General features: G+C 64.3%; 19 protein-coding genes and 1 pseudogene. 9 read left to right on the top strand and 11 right to left on the bottom strand.

Going from position 1 to position 20,417, the window contains the following annotated elements; all coding sequences use genetic code 11:
• Nucleotides 1–20 precede the first annotated feature (20 nt).
• The 4 genes from NED98_RS08160 to NED98_RS08145 all read left to right on the top strand — a co-directional run bounded on the left by NED98_RS08160 (nt 21) and on the right by NED98_RS08145 (nt 4,513).
• On the top strand, nt 21–1,106 hold the full coding sequence (locus tag NED98_RS08160; protein WP_265312557.1) for a M14 family metallopeptidase: 1,086 nt from the start codon (nt 21–23) through the stop codon (nt 1,104–1,106).
• Nucleotides 1,107–1,170: 64 nt separating this feature from the next.
• Nucleotides 1,171–2,460, top strand: a complete 1,290-nt coding sequence (locus NED98_RS08155; RefSeq protein WP_265312556.1) for a spinster family MFS transporter — start codon at nt 1,171–1,173, stop codon at nt 2,458–2,460.
• Nucleotides 2,461–2,849: 389 nt separating this feature from the next.
• Nucleotides 2,850–3,224, top strand: coding sequence for a helix-turn-helix transcriptional regulator (locus tag NED98_RS08150; RefSeq protein WP_265312555.1), 375 nt, complete (start codon nt 2,850–2,852; stop codon nt 3,222–3,224).
• A gap of 1,094 nt (nt 3,225–4,318) precedes the next feature.
• On the top strand, nt 4,319–4,513 hold the full coding sequence (locus NED98_RS08145; RefSeq protein WP_265312829.1) for a hypothetical protein: 195 nt from the start codon (nt 4,319–4,321) through the stop codon (nt 4,511–4,513).
• Between the two features lie 13 nt (nt 4,514–4,526).
• Here NED98_RS08145 and NED98_RS23285 read toward each other — a convergent pair whose 3' ends face one another.
• The 3 genes and pseudogenes from NED98_RS23285 to NED98_RS08135 all read right to left on the bottom strand — a co-directional run bounded on the left by NED98_RS23285 (nt 4,527) and on the right by NED98_RS08135 (nt 5,583).
• A complete protein-coding gene (locus NED98_RS23285; protein ID WP_349293251.1) occupies nt 4,527–4,646 on the bottom strand; it encodes a DUF6771 family protein in 120 nt (39 codons plus the stop codon).
• A 117-nt stretch (nt 4,647–4,763) separates the two neighbouring features.
• Nucleotides 4,764–5,069 (bottom strand): annotated as a pseudogene (locus tag NED98_RS23280) (alcohol dehydrogenase catalytic domain-containing protein); the annotation flags it as partial.
• A gap of 52 nt (nt 5,070–5,121) precedes the next feature.
• Nucleotides 5,122–5,583 carry an Hsp20/alpha crystallin family protein gene (locus tag NED98_RS08135; RefSeq protein WP_265312554.1) on the bottom strand — a complete coding sequence of 154 codons (462 nt, stop codon included), beginning with the start codon at nt 5,581–5,583 and terminating at the stop codon, nt 5,122–5,124.
• A gap of 174 nt (nt 5,584–5,757) precedes the next feature.
• Between NED98_RS08135 and NED98_RS08130 the strand changes: the two genes are divergently transcribed.
• Complete coding sequence (locus NED98_RS08130; RefSeq protein WP_265312553.1) at nt 5,758–8,391, top strand: bifunctional acetate--CoA ligase family protein/GNAT family N-acetyltransferase; 2,634 nt, start codon at nt 5,758–5,760, stop codon at nt 8,389–8,391.
• A gap of 228 nt (nt 8,392–8,619) precedes the next feature.
• Nucleotides 8,620–8,823: a DUF6771 family protein gene (locus tag NED98_RS08125; protein WP_265312828.1), complete on the top strand. Its 204-nt coding sequence runs from the start codon at nt 8,620–8,622 to the stop codon at nt 8,821–8,823.
• 20 nt (nt 8,824–8,843) lie between these two features.
• Here the strand turns inward: NED98_RS08125 and NED98_RS08120 are convergent, their stop codons facing one another.
• The 3 genes from NED98_RS08120 to NED98_RS08110 all read right to left on the bottom strand — a co-directional run bounded on the left by NED98_RS08120 (nt 8,844) and on the right by NED98_RS08110 (nt 12,547).
• On the bottom strand, nt 8,844–9,653 hold the full coding sequence (locus NED98_RS08120; RefSeq protein WP_265312552.1) for a universal stress protein: 810 nt from the start codon (nt 9,651–9,653) through the stop codon (nt 8,844–8,846).
• 148 nt (nt 9,654–9,801) lie between these two features.
• A complete protein-coding gene (locus NED98_RS08115; RefSeq protein WP_265312551.1) occupies nt 9,802–10,689 on the bottom strand; it encodes a universal stress protein in 888 nt (295 codons plus the stop codon).
• Nucleotides 10,690–10,702: 13 nt separating this feature from the next.
• Complete coding sequence (locus tag NED98_RS08110) at nt 10,703–12,547, bottom strand: MBL fold metallo-hydrolase RNA specificity domain-containing protein (RefSeq protein WP_265312550.1); 1,845 nt, start codon at nt 12,545–12,547, stop codon at nt 10,703–10,705.
• Between NED98_RS08110 and NED98_RS08105 the strand changes: the two genes are divergently transcribed.
• Together NED98_RS08105 and NED98_RS08100 are read left to right on the top strand one after the other, a co-directional pair.
• Complete coding sequence (locus NED98_RS08105) at nt 12,525–13,178, top strand: NAD(P)H-dependent oxidoreductase (protein ID WP_265312549.1); 654 nt, start codon at nt 12,525–12,527, stop codon at nt 13,176–13,178. The two genes, NED98_RS08110 and NED98_RS08105, sit on opposite strands and share 23 nt — an antisense overlap.
• Nucleotides 13,179–13,254: 76 nt before the next feature.
• The gene (locus tag NED98_RS08100; protein WP_265312548.1) at nt 13,255–14,625 is read left to right on the top strand and encodes an NRAMP family divalent metal transporter; all 1,371 of its coding nucleotides are present in this window, start codon (nt 13,255–13,257) and stop codon (nt 14,623–14,625) included.
• Between the two features lie 32 nt (nt 14,626–14,657).
• Here the strand turns inward: NED98_RS08100 and NED98_RS08095 are convergent, their stop codons facing one another.
• The 3 genes from NED98_RS08095 to NED98_RS08085 all read right to left on the bottom strand — a co-directional run bounded on the left by NED98_RS08095 (nt 14,658) and on the right by NED98_RS08085 (nt 17,879).
• Nucleotides 14,658–16,130, bottom strand: a complete 1,473-nt coding sequence (locus tag NED98_RS08095; RefSeq protein WP_265312547.1) for a CYTH and CHAD domain-containing protein — start codon at nt 16,128–16,130, stop codon at nt 14,658–14,660.
• Between the two features lie 86 nt (nt 16,131–16,216).
• On the bottom strand, nt 16,217–17,047 hold the full coding sequence (locus NED98_RS08090) for a universal stress protein (protein WP_265312546.1): 831 nt from the start codon (nt 17,045–17,047) through the stop codon (nt 16,217–16,219).
• A gap of 25 nt (nt 17,048–17,072) precedes the next feature.
• Entirely contained in the window at nt 17,073–17,879 is an 807-nt protein-coding gene (locus NED98_RS08085) for a universal stress protein (RefSeq protein ID WP_265312818.1), read from the bottom strand.
• A 35-nt stretch (nt 17,880–17,914) separates the two neighbouring features.
• Between NED98_RS08085 and NED98_RS08080 the strand changes: the two genes are divergently transcribed.
• Nucleotides 17,915–18,901, top strand: a complete 987-nt coding sequence (locus tag NED98_RS08080; RefSeq protein WP_265312545.1) for an RMD1 family protein — start codon at nt 17,915–17,917, stop codon at nt 18,899–18,901.
• A gap of 132 nt (nt 18,902–19,033) precedes the next feature.
• Here NED98_RS08080 and NED98_RS08075 read toward each other — a convergent pair whose 3' ends face one another.
• Both NED98_RS08075 and NED98_RS08070 read right to left on the bottom strand, forming a co-directional pair.
• Nucleotides 19,034–19,507 carry a hypothetical protein gene (locus tag NED98_RS08075; protein WP_265312544.1) on the bottom strand — a complete coding sequence of 158 codons (474 nt, stop codon included), beginning with the start codon at nt 19,505–19,507 and terminating at the stop codon, nt 19,034–19,036.
• Nucleotides 19,508–19,718: 211 nt separating this feature from the next.
• Nucleotides 19,719–20,345, bottom strand: a complete 627-nt coding sequence (locus NED98_RS08070; protein ID WP_265312543.1) for a cytochrome b/b6 domain-containing protein — start codon at nt 20,343–20,345, stop codon at nt 19,719–19,721.
• Nucleotides 20,346–20,417 lie beyond the last annotated feature (72 nt).

Raw genomic sequence — 20,417 nt, 5'->3', positions numbered from 1 at the left:
GCTGGAAAGAAAGAGTGATGATGGATTTGGACGAAGCGGTTCTGCGCTCCTTTTCGACCAGCTATGCGGAGGCGCGGACGCGCTTTCTCGACGCGGCGGGCGCGGCGGGGGCGGCGATCGCGCATTTCGCATGCCCCGCCCAAGGCCCTGCCGGGGAGGTGCTGGCGATGGACGTCGCCTATATCGAACGCGCGGGCGCCGAACTGGTCGTCATCTCGTCGGGAGTGCACGGCGTCGAGGGTTACGCCGGTTCGGCGGTGCAGATCGACACATTGCTGCGCGGCTGGCCCGCCGAAGGGCCGGGGCTGCTGCTGATCCATTTCGTCAATCCTTACGGCATGGCCTGGACGTGCAGCGACAATGAGGACGGCGTCGATCTCAACCGCAATTTCGTCGATTTCCGCCAGCCGCCCCGCCACAATATCCTGTACGACGAGGTCGAGAGCTTCGTCTGCTGCCCGGACCTCGACGGGGAAGGGCGAGCGGCGGCGGATGCGGCGATGGCCACTTATATCGAACAAGAGGGTTTCGATCATTTCATCCGCGCGGTTGCCGACGGCCAGCATCATCGTCCCGGCGGCTATCTCTACGGCGGTCATGCCCCCGTCTGGTCCAACCTGACCTTGCGCGGGATCCTTCGCGACTACACCCGGCGCGCGCGGCGCGTGGCGATCATCGACGTGCATACCGGGCTCGGCGATCGCGGCGCGGCATCGATGCTGTGCATCAATGCGCCGACGCCGGCTGCCGAGCGCGCGTCGAGGTGGTGGGATAATCTGGTTCTCGTGCCGAGCGTCGATTTTCCCTTCGCCCCGGTCGGGACGTTCGTCGGGTCGGTGTGGGATTTCGGGCTGGACGCGGACCTGACGGTCGCTGCGCTTGAAGTCGGCACCGAGCCGGTGGAGCGTGCCTTTGGTGCGCTGCGCGATCGCAAATGGCTTGAGAAGTTTGGCGATTTCGATGGCCCGGCGACGGCGCCGATCCTGGCGGAAATGCATGCGTGTCTCGCGCCGCGCGATATCGCATGGCGGCGCGCCATGCTCGAGGCGGGGCGCAAGGCGGTGGACGCCGTCGTAGCCGGTATCGCCCACGATGCAGGCGCTTAGCCGACATCGCAATCGACCGAGAGAATAATGCGAGGAGAGGAGCGCAAATGATGCGCCTGAAGATATGAGCGTCGCCGATCCGGCCGCGCCGCAGTCGCGTTGGTGGACCCGCAGAAATTATGTGCTGTTCGTCCTGACGACGATCTATGCGCTCAATATCGCCGACCGCTTTGTCCTGGGCACACTGATCGAGCCGATCAAGGCCGAGTTCCATTTGTCCGACGGCGGGGTCGCGTTTCTGACAGGGGTGGCGCTCGCGATCTTCTATGTTGCTGCCGGTGTTCCGCTGGGACTCCTGGCTGATCGGACGAATCGCCGGAATATGATCGCCTGGGCGCTATTCATCTGGTCGGCGTTCACCTTGTTGTGCGGGCTTAGCCAAACCTATTGGCAGCTTCTGCTCGTTCGGATCGGTGTGGGTGTGGGGGAAGCCGGGGGGACGCCGCCGTCGCAATCGCTGCTGGCCGACGAATTTCCGGCCGCCAGTCGCGGCGCGGCGATGTCGATCTTTTCGATCGGTTCGACGGTCGGCGCCGCGCTCGGCATGGCGGGGGCGGGCTGGCTCACCGATCTCTACGGGTGGCGCCAGAGTTTGATCGTATTCGGCGTGATCGGCCTGCCGCTCGCGCTGCTGGTCCGCTTTTCACTGCGCGAGCCCGTGCGTGGCGCCAAAGACGACAGCCGAGCTGATCCTGCGGTCGACGCCCCCGGCATCATCGACACGCTCCGCTATATTCGAGGGCATGCCGCGATCTGCCATGTCCTGCTCGGTGCGACGGTGGTGACCTTCTCGGGGGCGGGGCTATTGTGGTGGACCTCGGCTTTTCTGATGCGCTTCCATGGCCTTTCTGCCGGCGAAGCGGGGCTGTCGTTGGGGATCATGAGCGCGGTGGGCGGATCATCGATGATGCTGGGCACTGCCTGGGTGATGGCGCGGCTCTCGTCCTGTGATCCGCGCTGGCAGGTCTGGCTGATTGCGCTGGTCAGCGTCGCGGCGATCGTCCCCGGGGTGATCGCTTATTCGGCGCAGTCGCTCAGCCTAGCGACGCTGGCGCTGTGGATCTTTGTACCCGCGAGCAGCCTCTATATCGGCCCGACGCTGGCGCTTTGCCAAAGCCTCGTCCCTGCCGAGATGCGCGGCCAGACGGTCGCCATCCTGCTGTTCACCGCGAATGTCGCCAACCTGGTAATCGCGCCGCAACTGATCGGCTCGGCATCAGATTTTGTCGGTTCGTTCCTCGCCGATCCACATCAGTCGCTCCGCTGGGTGCTGGTGGCGTGCAGCTTCACCGGCATCTGGGGCGGCTGGCATTACTATGTGGCGGCGCGCACGATCAGAGCGGACATCCTGTGAGATGCAGCCGATTCCGTGTGATCGGCGTCCAAACGGGGCCTAGCGCGATTTTGATGACGGAGTTTATGGTGCCGCCGCCCTGGCCTAAAAATGGATGATTGAAACATCCGATAAAACATAAGGATAGCCTGGAAGCATGGCCAGCCTCACGCGCTTGGGGAAAAACAATCCGCAGGAAAGCCCCATGAGCGAACATTACTTACCCCGCTGGTGCGTGATCCTGACTAGGCTGTAGGACGACGTTAGATGTAAACAGGCGCACCCGCTTCTTCGCAAATGACGGGACGATTGTCGCTTGTGCCCGCCAGCGCATCGAGATTTTTCGGTGCGCCGGCAATGGTCACCCGCTCGCGGCGTTCAACATCGTGCGCCTATCCGGGGCAGGGGAGATGCGGTTGATCGCCCGGTTCCTCGACGACCGCTCGACACCGAATACGGTAGCGACGCCGCATCTTATGATCTTCATTGCCGATTCGGAGGCGCAATTCGGTATACCCGAAGATCTATTTCGCAGTCTTTTCGGGCTGACACGCGCGGAGGCCGCGGTCGCGGCGCTACTGGCGAAGGGGATGTCGGTCGACGAGGCCGCTGGCCGGCTCGGTGTCTACGTCAGCACCGTCAGGTCGCATCTTCGGTCGATCTTCAGCAAGACGGGTGCAGCGCGGCAATCTGAACTGGTTCATCTCATCCATAGCGCCGTGCCGGGCAATTGCCTCATTCCGCTGACGCCACGGGCGCCAGGGGTTCGGGCTCGTAACCGCTGATTGCCGGAGCAAGGGCGAAGGTTGCGGTGGCGAAATATTTGCCTGAGGTCGTGAAGAGTGATCAGATCGAAATGGCGCGAGCAATGACGCTAAAGGATATTTATCTATTCGCCATATCATCATGGGCGCAAAGCTGAAGTCGATCGATACCGACCTCGCCGCTCCTCTCCAAATAACGGCACATGCGCGCATCCTCGCTGGTGCGCGCGACCCAGCGGACGGCCTTAAACTGGGCAGTCCGCATTTTTCGGGCAAAAGGAAATTGGCGGCAGCCACGATGGTTGAGTTTGGGTGGCTAGCCGTCTGGCGGATTCATGGCACTGGTAAGGGCTTAGCTGCCGTTGCCGACCTGCTCCCATTGCAATCCCGCCGGCGTTGCCGCCATTGCCTGCAATCGGCCCTTGCCCAAATATATGAGATAGCAGCCGCTGGCCGTCGAAAACTTTCGCGCCCATTTTCCGCTTGGGCACGCGCTCTCTAGGCGGCGTAAACCCTGACCCGACAAAAAATAAGATCGCCCTTCATCCGAGATACGCACACCTCTTATACCCTGTATCCAATGCTCGCAGGCAAGCGGCATTGCCTTGCCAGCGGAGACGGGAAATCTAGAAGACCAGTGATCGTAGCCCTCATAAAGATATTGCACCGAATCTGTGCGCGCGTTCGATTGTCCACGATGGTGGGCCATGCATCGCAGGCGACGGTGGGCCACGAGTTCCGCGCTATTGCTAATATTGCCGGCATTGGTCGCCGCCGCCCGATCAGGAAGTCAGCGCGTATCAGGCGTTTCAGCTCGGGCTGCCGCGTCGGCGGGTGCGGCGGCCAGCCGGCTCCTGCGACCGCGTCCTGTTGCGCCCCAGCAAGCCTCTGGCATTCAGCGCTACGGTCGACACATTCAGCTGTCTCAACTTCACCGCCACGCCGCTGATGGAGCCGACGCCCGGGAAGGGCTTCGTTACGATCTACGAGGGTGACCGGGTCATATGGTCCGGCCACGAGGAGGACGCGCCCGAGGAATATCGCTGAGCGGCGCAGGCACGACCGGGAAACCTTTCCCCGCTATGCTGGCGCACAGGGATTCCAGGGAGTCGAAGATGCCCAAGAATCGTCAGACCTATCACGATCCGCTCGGCGAATTCCCGCCAGTGACGGACGAAATCCTGGAGAACGACCTGATGCGCTTCACGGAGATCGGCGCTGCCGGACGCGCCAATGTCGTGACCTTTGCTGGCTGCTTCGCCATCGATCGTCGCGCAGCACCGCTTACGGTTTCTACCGACGAGCGCTGACGTTCCGCGCCGGCTAAAGCGGCAGGTTGAGCTGGTTTCGATCGGCGGCGGGCGCCCGGAACAAGCGCTCGTTGATTGTCGCGGCCAGCGCATCGGCGGCGCGCTCGCGCAGCCGCTCGTCGGCGAAGCGCACGCCACCCGATGAGGCCGCGCATAGCAAGGGCGCTGCCTGTGCATCATCGAATCGCGCGGGTAGCGCGAAGCAATATCGCGCGTCTGCAATTACGTGGGTTGCAAAGCCGCAGTCGCGAGTGGCGCCGGTGAACTCGGCGCGGTCGCAAAGATTTTCCTGGCCTGCGCGACAATAGGCGCAGATGCCGCACGTCCGCCCAAGCCACGGGACACCGACACGCTAGTCGAGGGAGACTCCATCAAAACCGGCGCCCACCGCTCGCACCCGGCCGACGATCTCATGCCCAGGCACGATCGGACAATTGGCATGAACCTCGCCATCGATCACGTGAAGATCGGTCCGGCACACGCCGCAGGCGCTGACCTCCACCAGGACCTCGCCCGCATCCGGAGCGGGAATCTCGCGCGTGACGCGCCGGAGCATTTGCCCCGGCGCGCCAGGCACCATCGCCATCATCTGTGCCACCGGCCGCAGCTCATTCGGCCTTGCGAATGGCGATGCGGCGGCCGCGGTCCGCGGTTTCCTTGCCCTTCGGGACCGTAACGGTCAGCACGCCCTTGTCGAAGGTCGCATCGATCCCGTCCTCCTGCGCGTCGACCGGCAGGATCACATGCCGCTCGAAGCTGCCGTATCGGCGCTCGCGCAACATGAAACCATCGTCCTTGCGCTCGTCCTTCTGGCGCTTTTCGCCGGAGATGATGAGCCGATGATCGCTGACCGAGACCTTCACATCCTCGTCGGTGAGGCCCGGAAGCTCGGCAGTCAGCCGATATGCCCCATCGCGTTCGACCATGTCGATCGCGGGCGCGGAAAAGACCGTGAAGGGAGCAAAGAAATCGCGGGTTGGCCGATCCATCTCGTCGAACATGCTGCGCAGCCAGGCGAGCGGGCTGGCGGGGTTGCGGGAGTGGGTGAGAGCCGGAGTCGTCCTGGTCATTGCCGTCTCCTCGAGTTGAACGTCGCGCCCGAATGAGCGGGCGACGCATTGTTGCTAAGCCGTCGAGCGCGCCGCCGTTATCGGGAAGTTTACGGATAGGAGCCGGACGCATTCTCAACGATCGATTGGCCTCCACACGCGCTCACGAGCGCCTTGTTCACGGGACAATCGATCATGATCGCCAGTGACCTCACGCAGCTGCATCACCCAACGAGCGTCGCGGTCATCGGTGCCTCGCGGCGTGCAGGCACGGTCGGCCACGAAGTGCTGGCCAACATCCTCGCCAGCGGCTTTGCCGGACCGATTTACGCGGTAAACCCGCATCCGGTTGCTTTCGACGGTGCGACCTGGATCGATGCCATCCTAAATCTGCCGCAACCGCCCGATCTCGCAATCATTGCCTGTCCCGCAGCGCATGTCGTCAACGCGGTCGAGCAACTCGGCGAGCTCCGGGTCGGCCTTGCGGTTGTCGTGTCGAACGGTTTCAGCGAACCGGCTGACCGGGCTGCGCTGCAGCGCGCCGCACGGCAAGGCGAGGTCCGGCTGATCGGTCCGAACAGTCTGGGCGTCGTAATCCCCGGTGCTAAACTCAATGCGTCTTTCGCGCCTCACGGCGCGCGGGCCGGAAAGCTTGCGTTCCTTTCGCAAAGTGGTGCCCTCATCGCCGCGATGCTGGATTGGGCGGCAGCGCGCGCGGTCGGCTTTTCAGGCATCGTGTCGATGGGCGATATGGCAGACACCGACCTTGCCGATCTCATCGATTTCTACGCGGCTGATCCGGGGACCGATGCGATCCTCACCTATGTCGAGGGTGTGAGCGACGCCCGCCGCTTCATGTCTGCTGCGCGGGCGGCGACATTGCTGAAACCGGTGATCGCGATCAAGGCGGGGCGATCGCCGGCCGCCGCGCAGGCGGCCTTGTCCCATACCGGCGCGATGGCCGGGGCCTATGACGTTCATGCAGCCGCATTCCGGCGCGCCGGCGTGGTCATGGTCGACACATTGACCGATCTGTTTGCCGCGGCGCAGGTGCTGTCACGCTACAAGCCCGGTGCCGGGAATCGCACTGCCATCGTCACGAATGGCGGCGGGGCGGGTGTGCTCGCCGCAGACGGCCTTCCTGCGGTTGGCGCGACCTTGGCAACGTTGGCCGCCGCGACCGTCACCGAACTCGACCAGATGCTCCCGGCGGGCTGGTCGCGTGGCAATCCGGTCGATGTCGTTGGCGACGCCCATGCCGATCGTTTCGGGGCCGCGCTCGCCGCGGCGCTCGCCGATCCCAATGTCGATGTCGTGCTCGCGCTCCATTGTCCAACCGCAGTCGAGAGCGGTGTGGCAATGGCCGCCGCCACGATCGAGGCGGCCGCCAGCTCCGGGAAGCCCCTGCTCGCCTGTTGGCTTGGACCGCATAACGCGGCACAGGTTCGGCGATCGTTCGAGGCAGCCCATCTCGCGCTGTTCGACAGCATCGACGAGGTTGTGCGTAGCCTCGGCTATCTGCATCGCGCCGCCGAGGGCCATGCGGCGCTGCGCGCACCGCCACGGTTGAGCATTCCCGAGCATGATCGCGAGCTTGCGCTGACAACGATCAACGAGGCCCGGCTCGAAAAGCGCTTCATCCTCTCCGATGCGGAAGGGCGCGCGATCCTCGCAGCTTATGGTATCCCGACAGTCGCAGCGCGGGCGGCGCTAAACCCGCGGGAGGTCGGCGCGGCATGCGAAGGCATGACGCCTCCATTCGTCCTCAAGATCGTCTCCCCCGACCTTGCGCACAAATCAGATGCGGGCGGCGTGGTGACCGATCTTCCTGATGCCGCCGCCGTCGCCGCTGCAGCGCGCCTGATGCAGGAACGGATCGCGCGCGCGCACCCGGGGGTTCGCATTGCCGGCTTCGAGATCGAGCCGATGGTCCGCGAGAAGAATGGCCTCGAATTGCTCGTCGGTGTGGCCGACGACGCCATATTCGGGCCAGTGCTCACGGTGGGCGCGGGCGGAAAGGCGGTCGAGGTGCTGCATGACCGCGCGCTCGAGCTTCCGCCGCTCGATGATGATCTCGCACGCGCAATGATCGCACGAACGCGCATTTCGGCATTGCTTGCCGGCTATCGTGACGTGCCTCCATCGGCGGTCGATGGCGTGGTGCGGGTGCTTGAGGCCGTCTCGACGATGGTCTCGGACCTCCCCGATATCGTCGAACTCGACATCAATCCGTTGCTGGCCGGGCGCGACAATGTGATCGCGCTCGACGCGCGCGTGCGGATTGCCGGGGCGCCACGGTCGAGCCGAATGGCAATTCGCCCGATGCCGATCGAATGGAGCGCGGATCTGACAACGCGAGGCGGCGTCCTGCTCCATGTCCGCCCGGTTCGCCCGGATGATGAAGCGCTCCTCTCCGAATTTTTCCATCGCGTCTCGCCCGAGGATCTGCGCTTCCGCTTCCTCACCGGCTTGCGCGAGGTAGGGCGTGACCGGCTCGTCGCGATGACCCAGATCGATTACGCACGGACGATGCACTTTCTGGCTTTCAACGAGGGTCGGTTGGTCGCGAGCGCGGTTCTCGCCTGCAATCCCAGGCATACCCATGCCGAAGTCGCGCTGTCGGTCGATGCCGGATTCAAGGAACAAGGCGTGAGCTGGACCTTGATGCAGCATGTCATCGCTTATGCTCGCGCCGAGGGTATTGAGACGATCGAGTCGATCGAAAGCGCCGATAATCGAACCGCGCTCGCGCTCGAACACGAGATGGGGTTCGAAACCGTCGCCGCAGAGGGCACGGAGCGCCTCGTAAGGCGGTCGATCGAAGCATGACGGGAGGCGCCGGGGACAGGCTGGTCCCCTGACGCTCGTCAGCGATCACGCCCCAGCGATAGCCACAGCCCGACCGGACATCGCACGATCGAGCGCTATACGTGCGCGGTAGCGGACCCGGCTCGAGCTGCCCGTTCCAGCCGGCGCTCATTTCTATTGGAGAAGGGAAATCGCGGATCGCTGTGCACGTGTGGGCGCCCGCTTTCCATGGCGGAGGTGTGATCTGCAATGTTGCGCGCATCGCCCATCATCGGCAATGCGCCCGCTATGGACGATATTCAGCCGATCATTCTCACCGCGGTCGAGCGCGCACCGCAATGGGTGCGGCATGACCTGGCCTCGCCCGAAGCGACAATCCGGACCCGCGCTGAAGAAGCGATGGCTGCGATCATCGCCCAGGCGTTGCGTGATGCGGAAGGCTCGGGCGTCTGAGCCTTTCCGCACCTGGGCGATCAATGCGCGAGGAAGACCGGGATTGCGCTCTTGCTCAGCATCGAGCGGGTGACCCCGCCGAACATCGCTTCGACGACCCGCCAATGGCCATATCCGCCCATCACCGCATAGCCGAACAACCCGGAATTTGCCTCCGCCAGCAAGGTTCCGCCGGCGCCGCCATCCATCGCGCCGATACGCCGGATCTGCGCATGAACGTTATGCCGCGACAGATAGCTCGCTGCATCCTCCGCGGGCGTGGTGACCGATCCATCCTGCACTTCGAAAATCGTGACCTCGCCGGTTTGCTGCAGCAACGGCACCGCGGCGCGTAACGCGCTCGCCGCGCACGGCGATCCATCCCAGGCGACGAACCCGCTATCGAGGTCGAGGCGCTGACATTCGGCCGGCACGGCGAGGATCGGCTTGCCCGAACGGACAATCAGATCGGCCGCATCATTTGGCGCATCGGGAAACCAGAAGCCACCGATCTGCCGATTGACCACGATGACGTCAGCGAGTTCCGCCGCTTCCTTCAGATAGGAGGGGATATCCCCGCTGGCGTCGATCCAGTTCCACGGCACGTCCTCAGCGGCGAGCCGCGCTCCGAGCTTGCGCTTGTTTTCGGTCTCGCGCTCCGCCTCCCGCTCGACCAACGTGCCGATCATGTAGGAATTGTCATACATGCCGGCACCGCCAACCGCCGGCGGGATATACAGGACATCGAGGCAGGTGAGGTGTCCGTCCACGGCACGGGCGAGATCGAGGGCCGCCTGGAGGCGGCTCTCCTGGCCGATGTCGTCATGGACGAGAAGGAGAATGTTCTTCATCGTAACGGTGCCTTTCCTGGTCAAAGATGCCGCACTGTTCGTGCCGGATCGGGGAAATTGTGCCCGGTGTTCGCGAGATTGCGGCACGGGCGGCCCGGGCCTTGCCATTGCTTGTGAGCATAAGCCGGAGCATGGGCGTCATCGCCTCTCAGGCCCGCCGGGCAAGCAGGAGCGGGGTGCTGCTCGCGGTGAGCAGGTGGCGGGTAACGCTGCCAAAAAACACGGCATGGACACGCGCGTGGCCAAATGCTCCCATCACCACATAATCGGGCTCGTGACGCTGCAGATAATGCTCTATCGATAGCGCCGCGTCGTTGCCGGTAATCTCGTGGCGAACGGCATGCGCGATGATATCCTGATGGAGCAGGTAGCTGGTCGCGTCGTTCAACGAGGCCCCAAGCGATCGGTCATCGGCATAAAGGATCGTGACCTCGCGGGCGCGCGCGAGAAGCGGGACGGCAGCGCGCAACGCTGCCTCCGCGTCGGCCGAGCCGTCCCACAGCACCACTGCCTTGCCGGTCGCCTCAAACGCCTTGAGATGTCGCGGCACCGCAAGGATCGGCGTCGACACATGGCGCAATATTGTCCGGATCTTCGCCGCCATGTCGGGGTCGGCGATATCATCGGAGAGATAGCTGTTGAGAACGACGAGGTCGGCGAGCCCCGCCGCGTCGATCAGCATCGTATCGAGCTCACCGATGGCATCGTTCCAGGAAAAGGGAATATTGTCAGCGAGCAGCCTTGCCTGGACCGCCGCCTTGTTGTGGCGCCCCTCATTCTGCCGCTCTTCGAGCACCAGCATGCCGATCGGTCCGCCGCCCATGCGGTAAAAGCCGTCGGACGTGACGATGACATCAAGGCACACCAGATGCCCATCAAGCGCGGCGCGGACGGCAAGTGCGGCAGATAGCCGGGCTTCCTGGCCATCGTCATCGTGAACGAGGAGCAGGATATTCTTCATCGCAACGGCGCCTTTGATCGGAATGGAAGGGCTGGGGGTATAATGCTGCACCGCGATGCTCGCGCCGATACGCAATTGCCCGTATCCGTCAGGACGCTGCGAGCATCGCGGAGGCCGCAACGTGTTCCGCGCCTGGGCCAGCCAATTCCTGCACGGGCAGCGCTTCGACTGCACGGACAATCGCCTCCAACGCATCGGCGCGCGCAGCGTCGGACGGCAGTCGGGCAAGGCGGGCGTCGAGAAGCTCGCGCAGCCGCGCAGCGCGGCTATGCCAGTCCTCTCCGCCGACCAGCCGGATCGCATCACTGCGCGCTTCCCCGGCGACGCTGCACGCGGTTCGTGGCTCAAGCCGGAAACGCTCACCAAGCGATGGAATGACCGGCCTGGGGATGCCGGGAAGCGCCGCGACATCCGCGGCCAGCCGGGCGAGGGCGGGCGGCTCGCCATGGTCGAGGAACAAACTGCCGTTGATCGGCGACCGCGCCGCAATCCAGCGCATCAGGCCCGCATGGTCGGCATGCGCCGAATAGGTATCGAGCGAGGCAATCTCGGCGCGCACTCTCACGTCGGCGCCTGATATCCGCACCAGCTTCGCGCCGCCCTGGAGAACGGCGCCCAGGGTACCGCGCGCCTGATAGCCGACGAACAACACCGTCGAGTCCGCGCGCGGCAGATTGCGGAGCAAATGGTAGCGGACGCGCCCGCCGGTGCACATGCCCGAGCCGGCGAGAATGATCGCCCCGGAAATTCGGTTCAACGCTTTGGACTGCTCGATGCTCCGGACGAAACGGATCCTGGGATGATCGAAGGGCGACGGGCCGCGGCGTTGCGGAATGTCGAAGCGGCGATAGGCCTCGGTTACCTTATCCGCCAGCGGCGCGTCGACGTACACCGAAACCGGCTCGAGCTTGTGCGCGTCGAACAAGGCCACAAGATCCTCGATCAATATCTGCGTACGCTCAAGCGCGAAGGCGGGAATGATCAGGTTGCCGCCGCGCGCGAGCGCCGTCTTCACGGCCTGGGCGAGCTGCTTGCGGCGATCGTCGGGCGCCGGCACCTCGCGGTAGCGATCGCCATAGGTCGCTTCGCAGATGACATGATCCCAGCCGCCCTCGGGCGATGGGGGATCGGCGAGATGAGTCGCGCCATCGCCGATATCGCCCGAGAAGAGCAGGGATTGGCCGTCGAGATTGAGTTCAACCGAGGCGGCGCCGAGAATGTGGTGTGCGTCCCACAAGCGCAGGCGGAGCCCCTGCAGCGGCTCGATCCATTTGCCCGCGCGTACCGTGTCGAGCCGCCCGATGAGCCGCGCCACATCCTGGAAATCGTAAAGCGGCTCGAATGGTTTGCGGCCCGCGCGGTCGGGGCGATCGTTGCGGCGTTCGGCATCCGCGGCCTGGAGCTTGGCGGCATCGTTCAGCATCGGCCCAAGCAGCTGCCGATTGGGCGGCAGGCATATGACCGGCCCGCTGAGCCCATGCTGAACCAGCGAGGGAAGCCGGCCCGCATGATCGAGATGCGCATGCGTCAGGACGACGAGGTCGAGGCTATGCGGATCGAAGGGGAGCGGCTGGAAATTGAGCGCTTCGAGTGTCCGCGAGCCCTGGAACAGGCCGCAATCGATCAGCACCCGATGCCGCGGCCCACGCAATTCCATGCAGGATCCGGTGACCGCGCCCGCGGCGCCATGAAAGATAAGTTCGATCGACATGGGAACCAGGTCTCCGCTGAGCTCGTCCATTCGATGCAGCCGCAAGTGCCCGGCTTGAATCCGTATTGTTCCTAACGCCGTCGTGACACCGACCCGATCCCGGGCGAGGCACGAGGCGCCTAAGTACATCCCCTCATGGCGGCCCGACGACGGGTGCGGGATGAAGAACGGATCAATCCTAAGCCGAGAAGGGCAGATCGTGACCGACGCAAGAACAGCCATCCGCCACCTCGTCGTTTGCGCGAGCCCGGCTCCCGGCGGGTTCGGGCATGCCGTGGTCGACGCTTATGTCGATACGGTCAGCCAGGCCGGCCAGCACGCGATCGTGCGCGATCTCTATGGCATTGGCTTTGATCCCGTGCTCAAGGCCGATGAGCGGCCCGATGCACCGCATTGGGCACCCTCGGCCGATGTAGCAGCCGAGCTCGAATTCGCGCGCCAGGCCGACATCCTCGTTTTGGTCTATCCGATCTGGTACGGCCTGCCGCCGGCGATCCTCAAAGGCTATGTCGACCGGGTGCTCGGTGCGAACTATTCGTTCCACCGCTTTCGCGATGAGGCCGGCCAGCCGCCGCTCGTCGGCAAGCCGCTCCTGTCGTTCAGCACCTCCGGAACGCCGATGGCATGGCTTCATGAGCGAAGCCAGATTCTCGCCTTGCGTGAGATCTTCGACGTCTATCTCTGGCGCGGGTTCGGCATGAAGCAGAGCCGGCACGTCATGCTCGACGAGGTCGTCGCCAACATGCCCGCCGCCGCCGCTGCCGAAAAGCTTCAGCGCGTCCGGCAAGCCGCTGCCGAGACCTGTGCGACGCTCGCGGGAGAGCGGCCGACGATGACTGGATTTGAAGCCTGAGCGGACGCCCCGCGAACCGGCCGATCAGCATGCAACAACAGGCGCGTTGCTCTCAAGCCCAGACGGAAATGATCTTATGTCCCGGCCACTTGGCGAACACGACCTTTCCGATCGCGATAAAAGCGCGGGCCGACGGCGTGACCGGCTGTTCGAGCGGCATCCATGGCTTCGCCATCCCCTAAGTTCGCTCGGGCCGGGGCTCATCACCGGGGTCGCGGACGACGACCCCAGCGGTATCGCCACTTATTCGCAAGCCGGCGCCGCATTCGGCTTCGGCCTGCTCTGGACCATGCCGCTGGCCTATCCGCTGATGTCGGCGGTGCAGGAACTGACCGCGCGGCTTGGGCGGGTCACCGGCATGGGCCTCGCCGCCAATATCCGGCGCGTCTTTCCGCCCTTCGTCCTCCAGGCCCTTGTCCTGCTGCTGCTCATGGCGAACATCTTCAACATCGCCGCGGACGTTGCCGCAATGGGGGAGGCGGCCGAGCTCGTGCTCGGCTTCGACCGCCATCTCATGACCGCGCTATTCGTTACCGCAACCCTCCTCCTGCAGGTGCTCGTGCCTTATCATCGCTATGTCTTTTATCTGAAATGGCTGACATTTTCGCTGCTCGCTTATGTTGCCGTGCTGTTCGTCGTGCATGTCGATTGGGGTGCGGCGGTGCGCGAGACGCTGCTGCCGCATGTCGGCCTCGACGGCACGGCCGCGATGATGATCGTCGGCATCTTCGGGACGACGATCAGTCCGTATCTCTTCTTCTGGCAGGCGTCCGAGGAGGTCGAGGATATGCGCGCAGGCGCGCCGTTGCTTGATGAGCCTCATCAGGCGCCGGCCGAACTGGCGCGGATCCGCTGGGATACGTGGAGCGGCATGCTCTATTCGGACGCCACATCCTATTTCATCATTCTCGCTACCGCCGTCACCCTGCATCCCGCCGGCATCACGCAAATCGACACCGCGGCCGAGGCGGCAAGCGCGCTTCGTCCGCTCGCCGGGCCTTTTGCTGAAACCGTCTTCGCGCTCGGTATCCTTGGCGTCGGAATGATCGGCGTGCCGGTGCTCGCAGGGTCAGGCGGATATGCGCTGTGCGAGGCGATGGGGTGGAATTGGGGCCTTGAGCGGCGCGCGGGCGACGCGCGGGCGTTCTACGGCGTGATCGCGATCAGCGTCCTCCTCGCACTCATTCTCCAATATCTTCCGATCAACCCGATGCGCGCGCTCGTCTGGAGCGCCGTCGCCAACGGGATGGTCGCGGTGCCGCTGCTCGTCGCGCTGGTCGTGCTCGTCACTCGCAAAGCGGTGATGGGCGATTTCATTCCGTCGCGGACATTGATCTGGCTGACGATTGCCGCCGCCGTCGTCATGGGGATCGCTTCGATCGCCACGATTGTCGACGCTGTGCCTTGGCAGCTCGTCGCCAGCGCCGCGCGTTGGCGGCACCAGTGATGACCAAGTGGCGAACGGGGGCAGGGCGGCAATTATCCCGCGAACGTCGGGGTGACGCTCCAGAATTTTCCGGCGTCGAGCAATTGCTCATAGCCGCGCTCGGCGCGCCGCAGCAATTTCCTTTGATGCTTGCGATGCCGACGCCGCTTTTCGCCCGGGTCTGAGACGTGTTTGAGGAGCCGACGCTCGAGTTCGAGATCGTTGAGCTCGCCCAGACTGTCCTGGAGCACGCCTAGCGCCGCAATGAATTTCTCATGGCGCCGCGTTGCTTCGGGCGCGGGGAATAGCGAGACGAAGAAGTCGGACGCATAACGCAGCTTCTTGACCGTGATACGCGCGCCGTGGCGCTCCTTCGGGCCGAGCGCCGCCAGTCCCTTGCCACGCCGCTTGAGCCGTTTGCGCAGCTTTCGAAACGCCTCGTGCGCAAATGACGTCGCGCTCTCGGTCGCATTGCCTGACGACGGCGCCCGGATCCGCCAGGCGCCGATCGCCAGCCATTCGGCGAGATCGAGCATCGTCGCCCTCGCGCGTGTGGAGGCAAGGTCGGTCCGCAGCACCGCCATCGCCTCTTCGCGCGCGCGCTGGAGCCGTTGAACGGCCGCTTCACGCGCATGTGGCACAATCACATCGACATTGCGCACCTCGCCGAGCCGACCGGTCAGCCAGCGAAGGTCGGCCTCGAACGCTTCGGCTTGCGGATCATCGGCAAACAGCGACCGAAACAGCCAGAGCGCGGTGCGCAGGCGCCGCAACGCGACGCGCGCCTGATGCACCGCTTCGACATTGCCGCTCTCGATGAGCAACGTCTCGTTGATGCGAAACTGGCGCAGGCATGAATGGGCGATGGCGGCAAATGCCTCGCGCGCATCGTCATCACGATCGAGCACGATCGGCTCGGCATGGGCCGGCGTTGACATCGAGCCGCCGAGCAGGCGGTAGCCACGCTGGGACTTCGATAGCACGGCAATACGGACGGGCACCCGGCCAGCGATCTCGCGTGCGACATCGAAGAGGATCTTGGGCGATCCCCTTTTGAGCTCAAGCTCGATCTCCCGCAGCGGTGCGACATGACCGCTGGCGCGGATCTCGCCCTCGTCGATCGCCCACTCGATCTCGCCGTCGCCCCGATCGATCAGACTGCGGATACGGTGAAAATCGGTGACGATGCACGGGTCGAGCCGATTGACGCCGATCGCGCGAAGCGCCGGGCCGAACGGCCCGCTTGTCGCATCAAGGACCGGGCGATCGCCGGTTACCGGCCGCGTCCATTCCGTGCGGGTGAAGAGCCCCGATGCTGGCTCCCTTGCGCCCTTGATCGTTTGCGCGCGTGCGCCATGCTCGCGCCGGATCCGCAATGAACAACCGGCCCGCCGCACGTCCGCGTCCGTGGTGTCGTAATAGGTGGTGACGAGATGCACCGTCTTGCCGCGTGCGCCGACGACATCGGTAGCGCTGAAAGGCCCGGCGCCCGGATCAACCTCCAGTTTCAGTTCGATCTCGCGCACGCCCGGCGTCGATGTTTTCGTTCGGGGGCGGACGGGAGGGCGGTCCGTGCTGGCAAGTGCGGGTGCTGATCGGCCCGGCATAACGGTCAATGGCTCATGAATACCGGCAACGGCGCATTCAAAAGAACATACCTCGTCGTGCCGCCGAATGTCGCCTCAATCCGGCGGCTATGTCCATAGGCACCCATGATGAGCAGATTGGCGCCGGACACCTCGCAAATGTCGAGGATCCCCTTGCCCGCGTCGTGGACGTCGGCATGCCGGACCTCAACGGCGATATCATGCTGCCGGAGGCGCGCGCCAAGCGCGGCCCCGCCGCACACGCTGTTCCCCGGGGGCCGTCCGAATGTGACGATGCGAACGCTTCCGGCGCGCTTCAGGAGCGGCAAGGCGTCGCTGACCGCCCGAGCCGCTTCGCGTGACCCGTTCCAGGCGATAACCGCGCGATCGAGCGCGACCGGCATTGCCAGCGCTGGCGGAATGAACAGCGTCGGCGCACTTGCCCGCAGCAGCAATGCGTCGGCGAGCCTTATGCCATGCGGATCGAGCCTGTCGGGCCGCGGCATTATGGTGAGATCGGCAAGCCGAGCGCGGAGCGGGGCGAGGTCCTCCGCCTCTTCCGCCGGGATGCGCGCCCAGTCTCCCGAGGCGCCATATTGCAGGAGCCGGGCCTTGAACGCCTTTTCTTCCGCTTCAGCCGCCTCGTCCTCACGAAACGCGAGATGCTGCATGACCTCCGCTTCTGCTTCGGCGCCAAGTGCGAAACACTCCGCGACCGAGGGAATGGCAGGAGCGACAAGGCACAGCCCGTGGACCCGGGCGTGGAACCGTGAGGCGAGAAAGGCGGCAACGCTGAGCGCCGGGCTGTCCGCCTGTTCGCTTGGCTCGATGATGAGGATGTCCTTCAATGCCATCATGATCGCTCCGACCAATCGCTCCCGATCAGTGTGAAAACAGCACTGGTACCGGCGCACCCTCGACGAGGTCGCGCGTGACGCCGCCCAGCACGACTTCCTCGAAGCGCGAATGCGCGAAGGCGCCAACGGCGAGCAGCTGCGCATGGAGCTGATCGACGAACCGCAACAGGAGGTCGCTCGTGGCATCTGCGCCGCTGAGCGCGTGCTGCGTCGGCGCATAGCCAAGCCGCGTGAGGTGCTCGCTGATCGGATCCAGCGCACCCGGCGAGCCGCCCGGCGATACCGAAACGATATCGATCCGCGCATGGCTCTCAAGCAACGGCAACGCGTCGTTGAGCACGCGCGCCGCCTCGCGCGACCCGTTCCAGCCGATGACGATATGGTCGAAGCGATCAGCGGCACCGCGTGGCGGAACGGCCAGTACCGGCCTCCCCGAGAAGAGCGCCAGATCTCCCAGCACCCGGCTCCGGAATTTGTGATGTCCGTAAGCACCCGGCGGTCCGACGAGCGTGAGGTCGCCGACACTCGCCCGCGCCGAGAGCATCTTGCCGAGTTCGGCAATCTCTCCCTCGTAGCAGCAAAAGTGAACCGGCCGACCAATTGTGGCGAACTGGCCGGCGAGCGCGCTCTTCTTGTCCTTGGCGTAGCGCGCAAGCTCGTTGGTGAGCGGATAGCCGCTCGCCGCGGCCAGCGAGAATTCGAGCGTGCTGACCGGCGCCGCCACCGCGATCGTCAGTCGCGCGTTGCGCGCATGCGCGAACTGTTCCGCCTGAGTGACAAAATTGGCGTCGGTCGAGCCCAAATCGACGACAGCCAGCACGTCGGCAACCATGACCACCTTTCCGCGCCTTCGAAGCGCTCGCTTCGTTGTCCGCCTGGAATGGCAGGAAGGATGGCATGCGCGCTATACGGGATAATGCGTGGTTGCCGACGGGTGCGGCGGAGGCGAAAAATGTCTTCGACACGTCCGCACGGTTGCTCGCCCCAAGTCGCACAGCGGTCAGTGGAGACGATGACATGCCGCACCCCGTCAAGCCCGCGCCCCGGCCGCTCGCCACGCCGGATTTTCTCGCGCTTGGCGAGACGCCGACCTTCGGCCGCTTGCGTGCCTGTGCGAGTCTCGCCGGCGGGCGGATCGACACCAGCGCCGTCCAGGCTGACCCGACGATCGCGCCGCTGATCGAGGCGGCGGGCCTCGTCTTCCTGTTTCGCTACGGCGTGGTGGTAACCGTCGGCGCCGAAAATGACGCGATCGTCGGATTGGTTGAGGCCGTCAAACCCCATATCGCCGATCCGACCACGTTGAATGAGCGCGAGTCGGCCCATATCGAGCACGACCCCGGTGCTCACGACAATATCGGCAGCGAAGGGCAAATCCGGCTGGCGGATCTCGGGCGCGAGCGGCTGACATTGGTCGCGATCGTGCTCGCGCGCAGTGTGGCGCTGGCGCGCGACGAATTCCTGCTGTGGGACGCCTTTGACCGGATCGCGCCACTGGTCACCGATCTTCAGGAGAACGGGCGTGCGCGCCTGCCCATCCGCTCCGCGATGCGGCTAGTGGGGAATGTGCTGGCGGCGCGGCACCGTATCATCGGAACCGCGCAGGTCGACGAGCGGCCGGACCTCCTGTGGGATCATCCCGCGCTCGACCGGCTCTATGCGCGGCTTGAAGCGGAATATGAGCTCAAGGAACGCGCCGACGTCGTTCAGCGCAAGCTCGACGCCCTGGGCGGCTTTACCGAGGCCTTGCTCGATATCGTTCGGGACAAAAGGGCGTTCCGCGTCGAGATCGCCATCATCGCGCTGATCGCCTTCGAGGCGGCGCTGTCGCTGTTCGCGCTGCTTGCTCGATAAAGCCGGCGCAGATCGGCTCGAGCGTCCAGCGGGCGAATGCGAACGGCCTCGTGGCGGATAGCCCTCGACCGACGGGCAGTTTCTGCGGCCAAATCCGCCGGACATCCGGATCGGGAGCTTTTCAGCCTACTCCTACGGGAACCCGGCACGGATCAATGTCCCGTCGGAGAGCTGACAACGCCCAATCGCCCCGCCTGCGATTCCAAAGCTCGGCCTGGCAAGCGTGAATCGACAGCGCATTCGCTCACCGTCCGCCTTGATGAGATTGGCCAGGATCCGCGGGGAATAGATCATGGTCGTCGACAGATCCGCACCCCATCCGTCCCAACCGCGCCACCAGCTCTTGCCCTCCCAACCGAGCCAAAGCGGCACCAAACGGTCTGTCTTGGTTCGGCGGTCGATTTCAAAATATGACCCCTCGTAAACATCGCCGTTCGGCATGGTTGCGGTCATCGTGCCGCGCATCCATCCTTCGGCATGCCAGGAGAAGCTTGCCTGGGTGGGAATTGAATCTGAAGGTTCTGGGTCGTTACGGTTTGTAACGCAACCGGCCGCAGGTAGCGCCAGCGTCGAATACAGCGCAATTCTGGCTAGCCAATTTTTCACGGCGGCACCTCTTCGCTAAGAAAAGAGGTAGACATAATGCGAGGCGGGTAATTCATCGAGAATGGGGATTATTACGGATGATCGGGAAGTAGCATGAATATCGATAACCGGTACAAGATCTGATCCGACTTCATGTTTGCGTCCATCGGGAAGGAAATGAGCGCGATGCTTGAGGAATAACCGGCTCGGCGCGGTCAATCCTGGTGTCAGACTAACGCCTGCCTGGCAACATCGCGACGACGATTTGACGCCCGCTCCGGCGCGTTTCGAACAGCACTCCCGCGAGATGCAACGCGATGAGGACATAAAGAATGTTGGCCGTGATTTCGTGGAGTTCGCTGAGCGGGCCATCCTCGCGCTCTTCGTCCCGCTCTTTCCGATCGCCGGCCGCGACGGCGGTTCGCTCGATCTTGAGATTGGCGGAGTTCCGATGGCTTGGACCAGCGGCCGGGCCATCAGCAAAACCAGCCATGGCGATACCGCTCGCGATCATGATTCCAAGGCACGACCAGATTGCATAGACCATCAGCGCTCCCAGCGGGTTGTGCGACGGAAATTGGCGGTGATCGCCGGCCAGGATTTCGCGGATATGCGTCAATGCCCGACGCGGACTTGGCGGGAACGCCGAAAAGCGCGCTTCGGTCGGCCCAACCAGACCCCATAAGAGCCGCAGGGCAAGAATTGCTGCAAGTGCATAGCCGACCCAAACGTGCGCTCGCGAGCCGCCCTCGGCAAAGATTGCGTTGGTCACCACGGCGGCGACGACCGACCAATGGGTGAGGCGCACCACCGCGTCCCAGCGGCGCGGCCGTTGCTCGTCAAACTTCGTTGCGGTCACCGATCTTATTCCCGGCAATTTGATGTTGGTTGAGCAAACCACGGGACCTGTGGTGCGGGAAATAAGGGAAGC

Origin of the sequence: Sphingomonas lycopersici (genome assembly GCF_026130605.1) — a bacterium.
Taxonomy (GTDB): domain Bacteria; phylum Pseudomonadota; class Alphaproteobacteria; order Sphingomonadales; family Sphingomonadaceae; genus Sphingomonas; species Sphingomonas lycopersici.
Note: the sequence above shows the minus strand (reverse complement) of the source record. Positions and strands in the feature narration are given on the sequence as shown.